The sequence below is a fragment of the Paenibacillus sp. GYB003 genome (assembly GCF_036577625.1).
In the GTDB taxonomy this organism is placed as follows: domain Bacteria; phylum Bacillota; class Bacilli; order Paenibacillales; family NBRC-103111; genus Paenibacillus_AB.
The window spans coordinates 73,581-87,767 of the sequence record NZ_JARBDC010000007.1; the positions used below are offsets into that span (position 1 = coordinate 73,581).

A 14,187-nucleotide genomic window follows, 5' to 3' on the forward strand; every position below is an offset into this window, starting at 1 on the left:
TTCTCGTTTGAACTTCAGGAGTTAGCACGGCATCTCAATCGCTTAATGCCTTCGTAGAAATAAGAAAGCATATTCTCGAATCCTTTTTGCTTCTAATTGGATATATCTTGTAAAACAACTAGCATGTTGTAATGCGAAGCTCTATTTCCGTCAGGTGGTTATTCAATAAGCGCACGCTGCATTTCCAAAACGATTCGTCATTAACTGGGTTGGGCAATCAATGTACTCTCGATCCAGTTATTAATGACAAAAGAAAAAGCAAAACATAGTGCGGAATTGCTGATGCACTACGCTTTGCTCCAACTTGATAGAGACAATCTTTTTCATACGAGGTTATTTATATCTGGAACCATGATTACCACACCGTTCCGAAGGAATCCAATACACTCACGTTGGAGGCGATAAAGTTCACACCTTTTTCGGCAAATTCGCCGGTCGAGGAATCGGCCTTCATATGCGCCTCATTACGGTTAGCCAGCTTGAAGTCCATCGTGACGAACCCCTGCTTACCAACGCTGAAGAATTGAGACTTGTCGGAGGGGACTTGCAGACCCTCGATCTCGAGCGGCACTTTGTCCGCATACGTCACCAGCGGCAAAGCAAACGTCGTGATGTACTCGCGAACGACGAGCTGCGTAGTATCCTCTGAATACCAGCCTTGTCCGACATGAAGATCGTTCGTACCCCGCACCGCATTCCCTAGTGTGGCGACCAACGATTCGCTTAATGCTGCACCACCATTTTTCTCGAAGTTGGCGAATACGTTATCGTCGCTGAGGATTTTCATGTTGACCAGAGCGGTCTTTAAATCGGGATCAATGGTTTGAACCGACCTGTTACCATCCAACCCGACGAGCTTACCTCCACGAATTTCGAGCGTATGGACGACCTGGGATGTAGAAGCCTCTGTAGCCGATCCGTTGGAAGTGACCGCACCGAATTCCTTGCCACCGATCTTTAATCTGCCATCCACCGTAAGAGGTATCGACCATTTACCGTCGTCGCCCTTCGTACCGTACTGGCTCAAGAACCCCTGATTGATCTCGTCCGGGTTATATGTGCCGGAAGAATTCCATGCCTTATTCAAAGCGGAGCTACTGATATCCAACGCAAAGTTCCTGATCTTCAAGTCGCCATCGGATTTGCCGCTGACCGTCACCGCCGAGTCCTTGTAGATGACTTGTTTGCCGTTCGCGCCTAGCGATGCCGCCAATTGCTTCGCGCCTGCTTCTGTCGCTGTCGATACCCCGGTGACCTCGGGGCTTACCTTGACGTTGTCGAACTGTACCATGCTGAAGCTAACCGGCTTGATTTCCCGCAACTTGTCTCCGGCTGCAAAGGCAACGCTGGTATTGCCCGAAGTATCGGAGTAAGCGTACAACACTTCTGGATCAACCTTGAAGGTTTTCTCGCTTTGCTTCGTTTGCCAGAATAAGCCATTCTGCGATTGCGATTGAGCGTTGAATGTAGGGAGTGCGTTATCGTCCTTCGGCACGTAACGCCTGAACATCACTTTAGTACGATAATCAGCAGTACGATACGACGGAGATGCTTCCCCTGACCAGCGATATGGCGTACAGCCAAGCAAATTACAGGAGTAATGCGTTTCGCTGTACGTATAGCGGTCTGCCGGACTTTTAATGCCATACTGGAACAAAGACTGCATATACATGGTCGTCCATTCCTCCGCCGCGCCGATGCTTGTGGCAGTAATTCGCCCATCGAACAGGTTGAAGTTGTTGACCCACGACGCCAGCTTGATGTTCGACACCGAACTGTTATCCCGGATCGCCAGCAGGTCGCCAGCCACATTGAAGGAAGCCGAGGACGAATATGGCGTTACCGATCTGATCGGCGTATCATTCACCAGCTTCGCTTTGCTCATTGCCCATTTTACATTGCTCAAGTCGGGATCGATCAGTCGGAACATTGTGCTGCCAGAAGGCGACAGGCTAGGATTGATAAACGTCTGAATCGGCATGGAGAGAGAGAATCTCGCCGTGTTCACACCTTTGTCCGCGATATTTCCCCAATATTGAGAAAGTCGCCATTGCGGAACCTCGAACCCCGATACGATAGGCTCGGGACTATCCTCCACCGCTTTAACGAACAGCGTCAACTTCGCATTGGAATAAACGGGTTTGCCGTTTTCCTTGATGCCTTTATATTTGTTCTCCGTTGAAGATAACGGGTTGCCGTCGCCGCCTAGATAGAAATGCAGTTTGTCAGGCGCAGGACTATCCCAACCCAATTCGATCTCCCAACTGCTAGACTCAGCGGACACCGGAATGGATACGGTTCCGTCTTTACCCTTTGCGCGTTTGGTCATTTCCGACTTGTTGATGTTCTCGTTATCTTTCTTGTCGTCTAACGAGAAACGAGCTTTCGTATCGGGAACTAGATCATAGGTTTTCCCTTCATGCTCAACCGACATGCTGCCCTGGATTACTTGCTCCTCTGAGTTTTTCGCAATATCCCACAAATAACGTTTGCTGTCTTCTGTCCAGCCTTTCACCGGCTCGGTAAAGGTAACGCCTGTCGAAGTGCCGTTGCGGTCAACAACTACGACGTTCAACTCGGCATCAATGGCAGGTTGGTTGTTCATTTCTTTCCCGCTGCCATATCCCCAAGGCTGGAACCCCCATCCGCCGAACGGGTTGACCTTGTAATCAGCGGATACCGGAACGCTCTCGCTGGAAGGCTGCAACGTCTTGGCGTAATAATCACGTGCATAGGAACGGAACGTGAATGGGAGATTCCCATTTTCTTTGTACGGAGAACGATCCGCGTCCGCAGCGGATGATGCACCCCCGAGAGCGACTGCTTCGGCCTGACGTAATGCGGACAAACTTTGCACCGTATTGTCGCTAGGCCGCGCCGTTTGGCGAACCCACAAGTACCAATCGACCGCATTTTGCATCGGCATGAACGCATATTCCCGATCCAATGCGCTGCGACCGTCACGAACACTGATTCCAACAACCGTTTGCAAGTTAAGAATCACTTTGTTTTGGTTAAAGGCTTCCTGCATACGCGATTCAAAATCGTCGTATGCCTGGCCCGACAGAATACCGCGCTCTTTGACCAAGTCCAGATATCCCTTAAACATCAGTCTGGCCGCAATCTGAGCGTCCATTTTATCCTCGTCACTCATGCCGGAGTTGTTCTGGTCGGCTACATAGTCCGTCAGCAGTTTACGGAACGTTTCACCTGCCACTTGCTCCGTCCCTGTGCCGGATATGGAACGATTCGGATTGCCGGGAGCCATCTGATACAATGCTCTTTCAACAAGCTTCACAAAGAAGTTATCGGAACCTAAAATCGTCGAGTTCTCGTGATTGGCATAAGGCAAAGTGCGTTTCAACAAATCTTCTCGAGAACCCCCCGGAGCACTGTCGGGATACAAAGGATTGTCGCCGTACAACGTTTTTACCCTGCTGCTGGAGCCGCTGCGTTCAAACGTCACCAACCCTGAACCCGGTTTGGTGAACAGATCGTGCGAAGTCTTGTTCGGAGCCATGTAGAACATCATAGACTCGTTATTGAAGTTGAATCCGTTCTGCATGTCCGATTCAGTTGCGTCTGCCGACAACACCTGATCGTCGTCAATTAGGAAACCAACCTGCAAAACCGCCACCGAATCGGAAGTTTGGAACGATCCGGCTGGAGTCGAAGAATAACTGCCGCCTGTCGCTGGGGGTGTGCCGCCTACATTGGCTTCGCTCGAAGCTGCTTGAACCCCCGAAGGAGCGACGAATGAAAAAGTCGATGTTACCAAAGTCAGCACCAGCATAATACTCAGGCTGGATCGGGTAAGTGCAGAATTTGTACGTTTCCTTTTATATAGAAGGAACGCTACTCCGCCAGCGAACACGGATGCACAAAGGATGAACGCCAACCAAAGATACGGAAGCACATCTCCCGTTTTCGGACTCGACGATCCGGCCCCGGTTGCGATACCGGCTCCCAATACCACTTTGGTGATGGGGGAACCTGCATCGATAGCGGCGGTCATGATTTCGCCCGTATCATTGTCCTTGATCATAAACGACTCGCCTGGCGTTACGGCGAATGTTTCCGATTTATGGCCTCGGTAGGATTTATCCGCCATCGCCGCGACATTCATGATCGAGAAGTTGTAGTCGTTGCCGCCTTTACTGATCTCAAGCTGATGCTTTGGTGTCAGGTCGATATTGATGCTGGCTTTACCCGCTGAGACGACTAAGTTATCGGTACTGGCCTTCGCCGCGGCGTACTTGCCATCGACCGTTACCTTGTATGTGCCATCTGCCACACCTTCAATGGTCTTGCTGTTAAGATTCAGCGGATAAATACTCGATACCCCCTCGGAGGACGTAAGGGTAACATCAACCTCCGACCATGTTTGGCTTATATCAACGTTACTCTCCGTCGAAAGATGGACGCTAATCGAACCCGATTTTGCAATCGGCTGTTCAAAGACGACAGGGAATACGACTGCGTTAGCCGATGTGCCGGATAGGACAGATGTAGGCAAACTGATTTCGGCCTTTCCGTTGGCTCCATCCTTGACGCTTCTTCCGGCAGACGAAACGAGGAACTTCCAAGTGAGCTTGTCCTTGTCGATCCAGACCATGCCGCTGTCATCGGTAGTGAAAGACATCGAACCTTTTCCTTCCAACAACTTGACCTCGACAGGAACATTTTTAAGCAACGCGCCGGAAGCGTCCTTAAGGAGCAGACCGACCAGATTCGGGTTGGTCTGCATAATCGCTCCGAACGGATGAAGCTTGGTTCCCGTCAAATCATGAATGGTTTGGTCTTCTTGATCGCCTTCTGAATAATCGAACGTGCGAATGGCGAAAGGAAAATGGGTACCGACCTTTACATTGGAGTCATGCCGGGTCACACCGCCATCCGCTTCGGGAATATCATCGCTGAAAGTCAGCGTTTCGATTACCCCGTCGGCTTTCCTGAGAACTAGCACCAGACGATCTCCGAGACGATAACCCGGATGATTGAAGACGAGCCGGTAGCGGTTCGTCTTACGTTCGAAATTCTGGCTGTTTCCTGTGGCTGTACTGATGAGCTTGTTGTCCTGTGCCGACCACAATTCCAACGTAAATTCCGGGATGTAATCCGAACCCCATCCCGTTGGCGCATACACATCGACATACAAACCATCGGTTACGGTGCGGTCGGAGCGGTCGAGTGCAACCGGAGCGGACGTTGTGGTCGCTGTGGTCTCTGTGGCGGCGGTGGAAAGACTGGGTAGACCGGACAGGGACTCTGAACCCCCGGCTCCACTAGCGGCTGCAACTTGCGAATCGACTGAACCGTTACCGGCTGTCGGTTCCGCCGCGGATACGGATGTGGCGAACAACGAGAAAAGTAAGACCGTTGCTGCCAGACTGCTGATGATTCTTTGCATTCTGCTTTCCTCCTGTAATCATTGGTTTGCACCTATGACGCTTTGCTTCATCGGTGCTTGATGAAAGTACATTCACTCCGGAATCCACTGCCCCCGCAAAAAAATATCTTAGGAAATAACCCCCGAATATTCACAGATTTATCCACACATTGTTTACCTAACAAAAAGAGCGATACCGCTCAGGTATCACTCTGGTAAAGAAACAAGATATTCAGTTCAAGGCGTATTTCCGCCGCTAAACAGATTAATTAATGCTTAAGAGTGATCTTGGAGCCATCCGTTGGCTGAACGAAAATGAAGAAGTCTTTTTCCCATTGATCGAAAGTCGGCAGTCTCTGCAGACCAGTCAAGTTGTACCATTTCCCATTTATCATAATGGCGGATTCCGCATGCCCTTCTGGGCCGTAGATCATCGTGTTATACCCCAAGACATCGAATACAGCAGAATCGACTTGTGATATGGATTCACATCCGCGATTCAACTCGATCAGCGCTTGGTAAGCCGAAAATGGTGCTTCACCAATATCTTTTGCCTTCTCCACCAGATGGGTAGAAAGAATCCGCGCTTTGATGATTTTTACAATCTCGTCTTTGCTCACGCCGTCTGCCACCATTTCTCCATAACGCTGTTCGGTATAATATAACCCCTTATTTCGTTCCGAACGGTCACCTTTATCACCAGACCATCTTGCTCCGTTCATGTACTCGGTCAGATACATTTCCTCTTGCGAGATGTCGACTTTATCCAACCCAGCAACGGCTTTATCGACGATCTTCATTACCGTATCGTATTGCGACTGATTTAAGCTGCCGTAATCATGTCGACCGTAACGAACGGTACGTTTCTTAAAATTGCGGTACTCAATGAATTTTCCGTCCATGTCGACGATCCTTACTTGTTCAGCGGGTAAAACTGTACCCTTTGGCATTACATCATTGGTAGTGCTGGTGTTTCCAGAACCCCCGACAGCACTTTCGATAAAAACTGTATACGTTGCGCCATCCCACCTGACCGTTCCACCTAGTGATTCGCTCACGAAACGGAGCGGTACCATCGTGCTGCCGTTTACCTTCTGTGACGGAATGGCCAACTTTACAGTTTTCCCGTTTACTGTAGCTTCGCTCTGGCCGACCGTAAGCTTGATCATCGTGCTTCCTTTTGTAGCGGTGACGGTCTCGGTTGCGCCGTCCCAATCGACTTTAGCGCCCAAGGTCTCGAAAATGCCCCGAAGTGGCACAAGTACACTGCCGTTCATCATGATCGGCGGCTGCGGGTAGTTCTGCACCACATTATCGATCACAACAACGGGATCTTTCTTTTGGACAGACTCGACCATGACCTTTCCTTTCCCGGTTAGGCCAGTTGAAGTTCCGTCCAAGCGTTCTTTGATCCGGTTTATTTGCGACATGAGAGTGTTGCTCTGGCCGCGAAGCGCGGACAACCCGTCGCCTCCTTGAATGGTCACAACGATTTTTGTGTTCGCGAGTGCTGTTCGCAAACTTTCTCCCTGAAAGGAGAAACCTTCGTCCATCTTCTCCTCGATGGCCGACAAGCTATCGGTCACCTGAGTCACAATTTCAATGCTCCAGCCGCTTTCTTTCAGGGCGGCAACCGCTATGTTCAGGTTGGAAACATAGGTGTCTTCATCGTAAACATGCGTCTCGTATCCGCTGGGGATAGTTTGCTTTTGCGCGGCGGCGATTGGAGAAGATAAGGAAGGGGAGGAAGGAGCCGCTAATGCAGAACCCCCTCCGAGGACTAACTGGCCGATTAGTGCGGTGGTCATGAGAACCCCATTTACGACAAGTGCGAACGACCGCTTGGCTGGCTTGCTGCGCGTATAGACGGAGTTCATCTGAACCTTGACGTGACCGAGTGTTTGCTTTGCTGGCTTCTTGTTCATCGGAATTGACCTCCTTTGCGAATTGGCTTTCTAGATCACTTGTTGTATTCGCACTCAGTTCGTAGGTCAACAAAGATATTTCTGCCTTCAAAACAATTCCAGCATTGATCAGCTACATGAAATTTAGACTTCCGACAAGCAGTTCATGCCCATGCGCCGAGTTCCTTTAATTGCTCGATCTTCCGCCGATGCCAATCGACTTCCAAAACATCTGATCGATCAAACCCAAACTCGGTCTGCGTGTAATAAAACAACGGCTGCGAGAATATCAAGACAGGTATTTCTCTTCCGCCAACACCTTCACGAATTGTCCGAATCACCTGCAATTCAATGGTGTCGGAAGGGAAACAGACAACATTATTCGCCAACTTTTTGGGCTTAATCAGATCGTCGCCTTGGAAATGGAATTCCCTAATCGACGTTAACGTAAGGCGGTCTCCATCCAGCTTCCAACAAAACGGATGGAAGGAATCATACTCCGCCGCGCTGAACCAGAAGTAATAACCACTGCCTTCTGCAATGAAAGCAATGGCGTTATCTTCCCAAGCGATATGTTCTAGTGAACCCCCAGTCCAATAGCCAACTATATCTGGCATTCAATTAACCTCGCTTTCTTCTGGGCTTATACGAAGCCACATCATGTTGCTGAACAGACAATTGATCCAAAACAGAAAAGTCGGTGACCGGGTTATGTCCTACAAACAATTTACTCAAGTTGACGAGATGCACGAATGGCGAAATATCTTCAATCTGGTTATGTCGCACATCCAAATAGTCCAAGTGCCAACGATCTCTGGCAATGAAAGATAAGTCACTCAGCCGATTATATCTGAGCGTTAAAGAATAGAGTGGCAGATCCAAAACCGAACTGAAGTCAGAAATAGCGTTATGGGATAAGTCCAATTCTGCTAACCATCAAGCTAGCAAGAGGGGTGATGTCCTGAATGCCGCAATATTCCATTCGAACAAACTCGAGCTTGTGGCTCCAAAGGAAAGGATCGTCTGATAGGGCAGCGAGTTCCTCCTGTTTGATTGACAATTCTTGAAAAACCTCTAAGTCGTGAAGTGAAGCCTTTTTAATAAAAAGGGAGCGCAGATTGATTAACCCAGATATAAATGACCAATCCTTGTTGTGGGTACCAACAACATGCAAGTCATTGAGTTCCTTAAAATTGCCTAGGAAACTGAGGTCGGTTGTCCTTGCATACAAATACAGCGCCTTCAAGTGATTGAAATTTTTCAAGTCCGCTTCCCACATTCCATTGGCCGAAGCCCGAACATTGAACCTTATGCTCGGTTTGAATACTTGAAACCCCGAACCCACAATTGCCCGAGGAACTTGTTCAAGCTCCTCCACTGCCGAGTAGATCAACAATCCTCGTAACTGATCGATGTCTTTAGTCGTTAGCGGTTCATCCGTAACCCCCAATTCATCCCGAACCGCATTTTCAAATCCTTTGTCCTGAAACTCGATAATCTCCATATTAATCCTCCTGACTTTATCGTTTTACCGCATTAAACAATCGGTGTAATATGTTAACTCTTTTCTGAGTAATTGGGAAGGTCATCTAACATGGGTTTGAAAATATTTCTGGCGAACATATATCAGGTAGACTCTTAGTGAAAAAAATCAGACTTAAGGAAAAGGCAACGGCTATTTATGCCGCGGCCATTTTCTTAAGTCTGAATTTTTTGACTCGGTTATCTGCAGTCAAAAATTTCATTCGGTATTTTTTATTTCATCTGGAGCACATGTGGCGGAGATGCGCTCTCCAAATCTCTCGAGATGGAGTGATACATGTGCGTAAGCTGCAGAATGAAGTAGAGTTTCGAATTGTTGATCGGCAGTTTGAGGGTGAGCAGAAGTTACAGACTGTTCTTTTGCTTTGGCTGAAAAAGCAACTGGACGGTGAGCAAAAATGAAATATAATGTGTCTTGCAACAACGGTTTAGGTGTCCCCTCGAATGGGGGAAAAAAGGTGCAAGTAGCGACTTATGTTCGTGTCTCAACGGTTTTTGAGGAGCAAGATTCCTCGATCATTAATCAGGAGGAGGGGTTGCAAGACTATTACCGTAAAAAGGGTTGGACTCTTTTTGACACTTACGGAGAAAGAGGATCAAGCTTTAAAAAGAGAGTGGCATTTGAAAGACTTGTTAAAGATGGATTCAATAAAAAGTTCCAAGTCATTCTCGTTAAGTCTCTGAGCCGATTTGGACGTAATATTGGTGAACTGACAACGGTTATCCCGAAATTGGTCGAGATAGGTGTTCGTTTTATAGCACTTACTGAAAACCTCGATACCGACAAACCTGATTGGCAAAGTAAGCTGACCATGTATGCTATGGTCTATCACATGCAGAGCCAAACAACATCTGAGTTCATTCGTATGGCGGAACGTGCTAGAGCTAAGCGTGGCGAGTTTACAGGATCTTTTACTCCGTATGGTTATCAGAAAGTGGAAAAGCGCTTGGTACTTGCTGATGATGACACTCCAGACATTGTTCAGCGCATCTTTGATTGGTACCAAGAAGGTGAACTAGGGATGCAAGCAATTGCCAATCGCTTGAATGATGATGGAGTTCCAACTCCTGGACAAACTCAAGGTCGGAAAAACGGGAGTCTGTACTGGTGCCAAAGTACAATTGAATATATCCTGACGAATCCTGTATATGTCGGTGATTTGATTGCCCAAAGGCAACAAGCTGCAACTTTAGGAAGTAATAAGCGTAAACCAAAAAGTAAAGATGAGCAGGTTGTACTAAGAGATAACCATCCGGCACTGATCTCAAGAGAACAATTTCAAGTTGTTCAAGATCTGATTCAACGCAGGTCGCACAATAAAGTTAGCGGTATGCCCAACCTTTTTACTCACGTTTTGTTCTGCGCTGATTGCGGAGCAGGGATGCATTGTGTAAAGCGTCCTTACGGAAAAACCCATTACATGTGTGGGAGTTACAAGCTAAGAGGAAAGGGACAGTGCTCACGCCATTCTGTTTATGAGCACGTTCTTGTTGACCTAATACTCACGGATATTCAGCGCCTCATGGGAATGCACGTCGATTCAGAAGTCGTAGCCCAAGAGATTCAAAGGGAAGCTTGGAGGGAGAAGAAGGAGAACTCCAAAGAACGCCAAGCTCTCAAGAAGAAGGTTGAACAGTTCGAAAAGCGGAAGCAAGCGGCTGAAGACAAATGGCTTGACGGTGATATCACGAAGGAGCAATATCACGAATTGCTTGATCGGCTTAGTGGGGAGTTAACCGAAGCCAAACAAAAACTTTCGGATTTACTTAAGTCTGAGGAAGACACAAAGCTATCTTTACCAGACATCTCCAAACTGGCCTCTTTTGAAAAGTTGGATCGTGAACTCCTTCTGATGTTGGTCAAGCGCATTGAAGTTAAGAAGACTGGCCAAGTGAAGGTCATTTACAATTTTAAGAATTAACCGTATCAGCGTTTATCAGGAAGGCGATGCTTATTACAGAATATCTAGCCGCCTTCCTCATTTTTTATATGTTGACTCTGCGGAGCCGACACATGTGGAGTGCGTAATAGGACTATGTCGGGTCGATGCCTAGAAGTCCTGCGTTTTCAGCATTCTACCCGATACACGACTTTTACGACGGACGAAAACGGGTTCAAAAATAAGGTAGTGAAAAATTCAATCGAGGTTATCGTGATGCTGGACCTGGAGTGCGTAGATATGTCGGGCTCGTTGTTTGAGGATTAGGATTGGATAGAAAAATCATAAAGCAAGAATATCCAGGAGAACGTCGATTTTAATTCGGTGTTCTCTTTTTATATAAACATTTTCAAAAAGCCGGTTTCCTCCATTTTGAGGGTAGCCGGCTTTTTGCAAAGGGTGGAATGTGGAGGGCCGAAGGTAATCGCTCGGGCCAATCAGAAAGGCGGAGTCGGCAAGACCACAACGGCGATCAATTCGGGAATCGGGCTGGCGGCTGAAGGAAAGAAGGTATTGTTGATGGACGCCGACACTCAAGATAACCTTATTGTTTCCGACGGCCAATTTCCCGGCATGACCATCGAGGGACACACTTATACGGAACAATCGGCTGCGGGCGAGGCAATCTTGGCCGCATGCAACGAAATGACTACGTCGGATCCGCTTGAGTCGGGGAGTTACAAGGGGTTCTCGATGTGGCTATCCTTCGACAGGGCTTCGAAAGCATGGACGTTTCCGGCAACGTTCGATTGGAAGAAATAATCGAAAGCTGCCTGGGGGCAACGACAACGATTCTGACAGAATGGTGAAGGCAGCAGTAGCCATAGCTTAAGGCAAGGGTGCCTGCCGCGAGGTGGAATCTGAAGGAATCTGTAACCGCTAGCCCCCCGGGATCGCTTGCCAACTAAGGCGGACGGTTCAATTGAGCGATGGATCCGGATGGAAAGGTATTCATGTTGCGATCCCGCGAATGCGGAAGCGACAAAGAGTGAGGAGTGCGGTAGGGGCCGCCGCGGTGGTGCCTTGCCATGGAGGTGATGCTTGAGTTATGCGTAAGTGGATCGTCTTGGGTGTGTGCGTGGTGGCGGTGATCGTCGTCGTACTGTGCTTGGGTGAGGACTGGGGCGACGAAGGTCGTGAGTTTCTGCGCTCGTTGCGGCGCGTGTTGTAGCGAAGGCGGAGAGCATGCAGTGTGTGAGCTGGTCGACGGAGCGCTGTTGGTGAGCAAAGGCGATTGGCGGAGAGATGATCTTTGACTACACTCGTTCAAGATTTGTCGTCGATCCCCAGCCTATGCCCCAATTCCCTTCCCATGGAACACCTTCATCTGTGGGCCAGTATCCCTGGCGCTTATCGGGAAGAGGTCGGACAACGGAAAATACGGCATGTACGATTCTTCCGAGGAATGGTGGCTGGTGCCTACCCTGGAAATTACTTGGGGCCCGGCAGGGGATCGATTGCAAACCGAGGCGGACGGTTCATTGTTCGAGTTTCCCGGATTGTGATAGAATGAGGCGTATAAGCGAGTGGCGGAGTATTCTAGTCAGCCTATCATTTCTGAAGGCGGGCCTAATGAATGGCGTGCCGAATACTGGAGACATATAGCCGAGCTTGAAATGTCCAAGTGAGGCATGAACATTCCTTGCAGGAGTTGATATCGTGGATCCTGTGCTGATCGATAAGCTGGAGCAGTTCTTCTCGAGCGACGGAGGGGAGATTTATAGGGGAAGTCCCGCCTCGCAGGAGCAAATAAACGACGCCGAACGCCGATTGGGTGTGAAGTTCGATAACGACTATGCGGAGTTTTTGCGCAGATACGGCGGCTCCTTTGCGGGTGCTCCCATCTACGGCTTCAACAATTCGGCCATGCTGGAAGAGGTCGACGTCGTTGAGCTGACGATGAGGTTCCGCGCGGATCGTTGGCCGGAAGCGGCCCATTCCTATGTGATTTCAATGGATATGTCCGGTAATCCTGTCATGATGGATACAGATGGAAAGGTATTCACCTACGACCACGACTCGGCGGAAACTAGAACGCTCTCGGAATCCTTTTCCGCGTTTTTGTCCGATGTGCTGTGAAGGAGTGGGGGGATATCGCCGAGGAGGCGGAGAGCGATGTTCAAAGAACTAAGCAAGAAATTGGCGGAATCGGCCCGGATCGGTTGGTACGAAGGCCAAGCCGCCGAGGAAACGTGGATCGAAGATGCCGAGCGAGAACTGGGGCTTTCTTTACCGGCTTCATATAAGTGGTGGCTGCGCACGTATGGAAACGGGCAGATCGACGGATCCGAGATCTATTCCCTTGCGCCGCCGGAGTTTCGTGACGACGCCGACACGGACATCGTCTATATGCGCAGGTTGGATCGGGCAAGCGGCCTCTATCCTGAAAACAGGCTCTATTTTTACCGCCCCAGTCCTGAGGAAGCGTTCTATTTCGCGCTGGACGCCGAGTCTGGTGCGGGGGAGCTTCCCGTGTGGCGCGAAGATCGGCTTGGCGGCGACGACGAAGTGTTTGCCGCGAGCTTCGCCGAATTTCTCGACAAGATGGCGTGATCGCTCCAAAGCTCGGATCGTATGGGCCGTAACGGATCGTTCAGACGAAGGTTCGACAATCAAGTAGGAAATAAGTTCGTCAGGAATATTGAGGTGCCTTCGTCCGAGTTCGAGAGGCTAGGCCGGGAGATCGGAAAAATATACTGTGGCGGTGGTACGGACAGACAGAAGTCCGACGCCGCATGGAAACTTCTGGAGGATGCTTCATGCTGGAAGTAAACAACCCCGAGTACACGGTGTTGAACTATGACCCCAGATGGGGCGAGTTGCGCGTGAGCGCCGAGCCCTCGGTCTACTATATGGCGGAAGGCGGTTCCTTCTGCGTGGATATGAATCCTCTTGGCGACCGGGCTTTGGCGGAGATCGACGGCTTCAGCATCGACCCGAAGGCGGGCGAGATACGGTTTCGAGCGCGCTGGAAAGGTGCGCTGGAGGAGTTCCTGGTAACGAGCGATAGGGACGCGGACAGGCAGATTTTTGGGTTTATCGCCGACAGGCCGTCCTTAGATCCTGTGCCTCGGCTGCGCCGATACGCATCGCCGGGGATACCCGCGCAATCGGGTAGCAGATCCGATTCAAGTGCCATAGGTGAGGCCAGATGTTGGAGAAACTGGGTTGGAAAGAAGGTCAAGTGCTGTCGCTTCGGTTACGTGATGATCTGTATACGTTGGCGCAAATGCGCCCTTCAAAGGGGGGGACCTCATCCTACTGGACGAACGCGGGCCGAACTGGACTGGGATCCAGAGAAGAATAAGAGGATGCTTCCCAAGGGGCCATGGACATGTTGGGCGCACTGACGTGTTTGATTGGCGGAATGGTAGAAGATGATACGAGGAAGATTGTTGGCGCCGCCGAGATG

General features: G+C 49.5%; 11 protein-coding genes and 1 pseudogene. 7 read left to right on the forward strand and 5 right to left on the reverse strand.

Going from position 1 to position 14,187, the window contains the following annotated elements; translation table 11 throughout:
- Window positions 1-355: 355 nt before the first annotated feature.
- From PV407_RS04990 to PV407_RS05005, 5 genes are all read right to left on the reverse strand, one after another.
- Window positions 356-5,410 carry a hypothetical protein gene (locus PV407_RS04990; protein ID WP_332088788.1) on the reverse strand — a complete coding sequence of 1,685 codons (5,055 nt, stop codon included), beginning with the start codon at window positions 5,408-5,410 and terminating at the stop codon, window positions 356-358.
- Between the two features lie 248 nt (window positions 5,411-5,658).
- On the reverse strand, window positions 5,659-7,314 hold the full coding sequence (locus PV407_RS04995; protein ID WP_332088789.1) for a stalk domain-containing protein: 1,656 nt from the start codon (window positions 7,312-7,314) through the stop codon (window positions 5,659-5,661).
- A gap of 143 nt (window positions 7,315-7,457) precedes the next feature.
- Complete coding sequence (locus PV407_RS05000) at window positions 7,458-7,910, reverse strand: hypothetical protein (protein ID WP_332088790.1); 453 nt, start codon at window positions 7,908-7,910, stop codon at window positions 7,458-7,460.
- Window positions 7,911-7,914: 4 nt separating this feature from the next.
- On the reverse strand, window positions 7,915-8,217 hold the full coding sequence (locus tag PV407_RS29510) for a leucine-rich repeat domain-containing protein (protein ID WP_442951624.1): 303 nt from the start codon (window positions 8,215-8,217) through the stop codon (window positions 7,915-7,917).
- Window positions 8,201-8,797 carry a hypothetical protein gene (locus PV407_RS05005; RefSeq protein ID WP_332088791.1) on the reverse strand — a complete coding sequence of 199 codons (597 nt, stop codon included), beginning with the start codon at window positions 8,795-8,797 and terminating at the stop codon, window positions 8,201-8,203. The genes PV407_RS29510 and PV407_RS05005 overlap by 17 nt, the downstream gene beginning before the upstream one ends.
- Before the next feature lie 317 nt (window positions 8,798-9,114).
- Here PV407_RS05005 and PV407_RS05010 point away from each other — a divergent pair, with 317 nt between their 5' ends.
- The 7 genes and pseudogenes from PV407_RS05010 to PV407_RS05040 all read left to right on the forward strand — a co-directional run bounded on the left by PV407_RS05010 (window position 9,115) and on the right by PV407_RS05040 (window position 14,125).
- The gene (locus tag PV407_RS05010) at window positions 9,115-9,237 is read left to right on the forward strand and encodes a hypothetical protein (protein WP_332088792.1); all 123 of its coding nucleotides are present in this window, start codon (window positions 9,115-9,117) and stop codon (window positions 9,235-9,237) included.
- 56 nt (window positions 9,238-9,293) lie between these two features.
- Window positions 9,294-10,757: a recombinase family protein gene (locus PV407_RS05015; RefSeq protein ID WP_332088793.1), complete on the forward strand. Its 1,464-nt coding sequence runs from the start codon at window positions 9,294-9,296 to the stop codon at window positions 10,755-10,757.
- Window positions 10,758-11,174: 417 nt separating this feature from the next.
- Window positions 11,175-11,336 (forward strand): annotated as a pseudogene (locus PV407_RS05020) (ParA family protein); the annotation flags it as partial.
- A 487-nt stretch (window positions 11,337-11,823) separates the two neighbouring features.
- Window positions 11,824-11,946, forward strand: a complete 123-nt coding sequence (locus PV407_RS05025; protein ID WP_332088794.1) for a hypothetical protein — start codon at window positions 11,824-11,826, stop codon at window positions 11,944-11,946.
- 488 nt (window positions 11,947-12,434) lie between these two features.
- Window positions 12,435-12,854 carry an SMI1/KNR4 family protein gene (locus PV407_RS05030; protein WP_332088795.1) on the forward strand — a complete coding sequence of 140 codons (420 nt, stop codon included), beginning with the start codon at window positions 12,435-12,437 and terminating at the stop codon, window positions 12,852-12,854.
- Between the two features lie 36 nt (window positions 12,855-12,890).
- Window positions 12,891-13,328, forward strand: coding sequence for an SMI1/KNR4 family protein (locus PV407_RS05035; RefSeq protein ID WP_332088797.1), 438 nt, complete (start codon window positions 12,891-12,893; stop codon window positions 13,326-13,328).
- A gap of 206 nt (window positions 13,329-13,534) precedes the next feature.
- The gene (locus PV407_RS05040) at window positions 13,535-14,125 is read left to right on the forward strand and encodes a hypothetical protein (RefSeq protein ID WP_332088798.1); all 591 of its coding nucleotides are present in this window, start codon (window positions 13,535-13,537) and stop codon (window positions 14,123-14,125) included.
- Window positions 14,126-14,187: the final 62 nt, after the last annotated feature.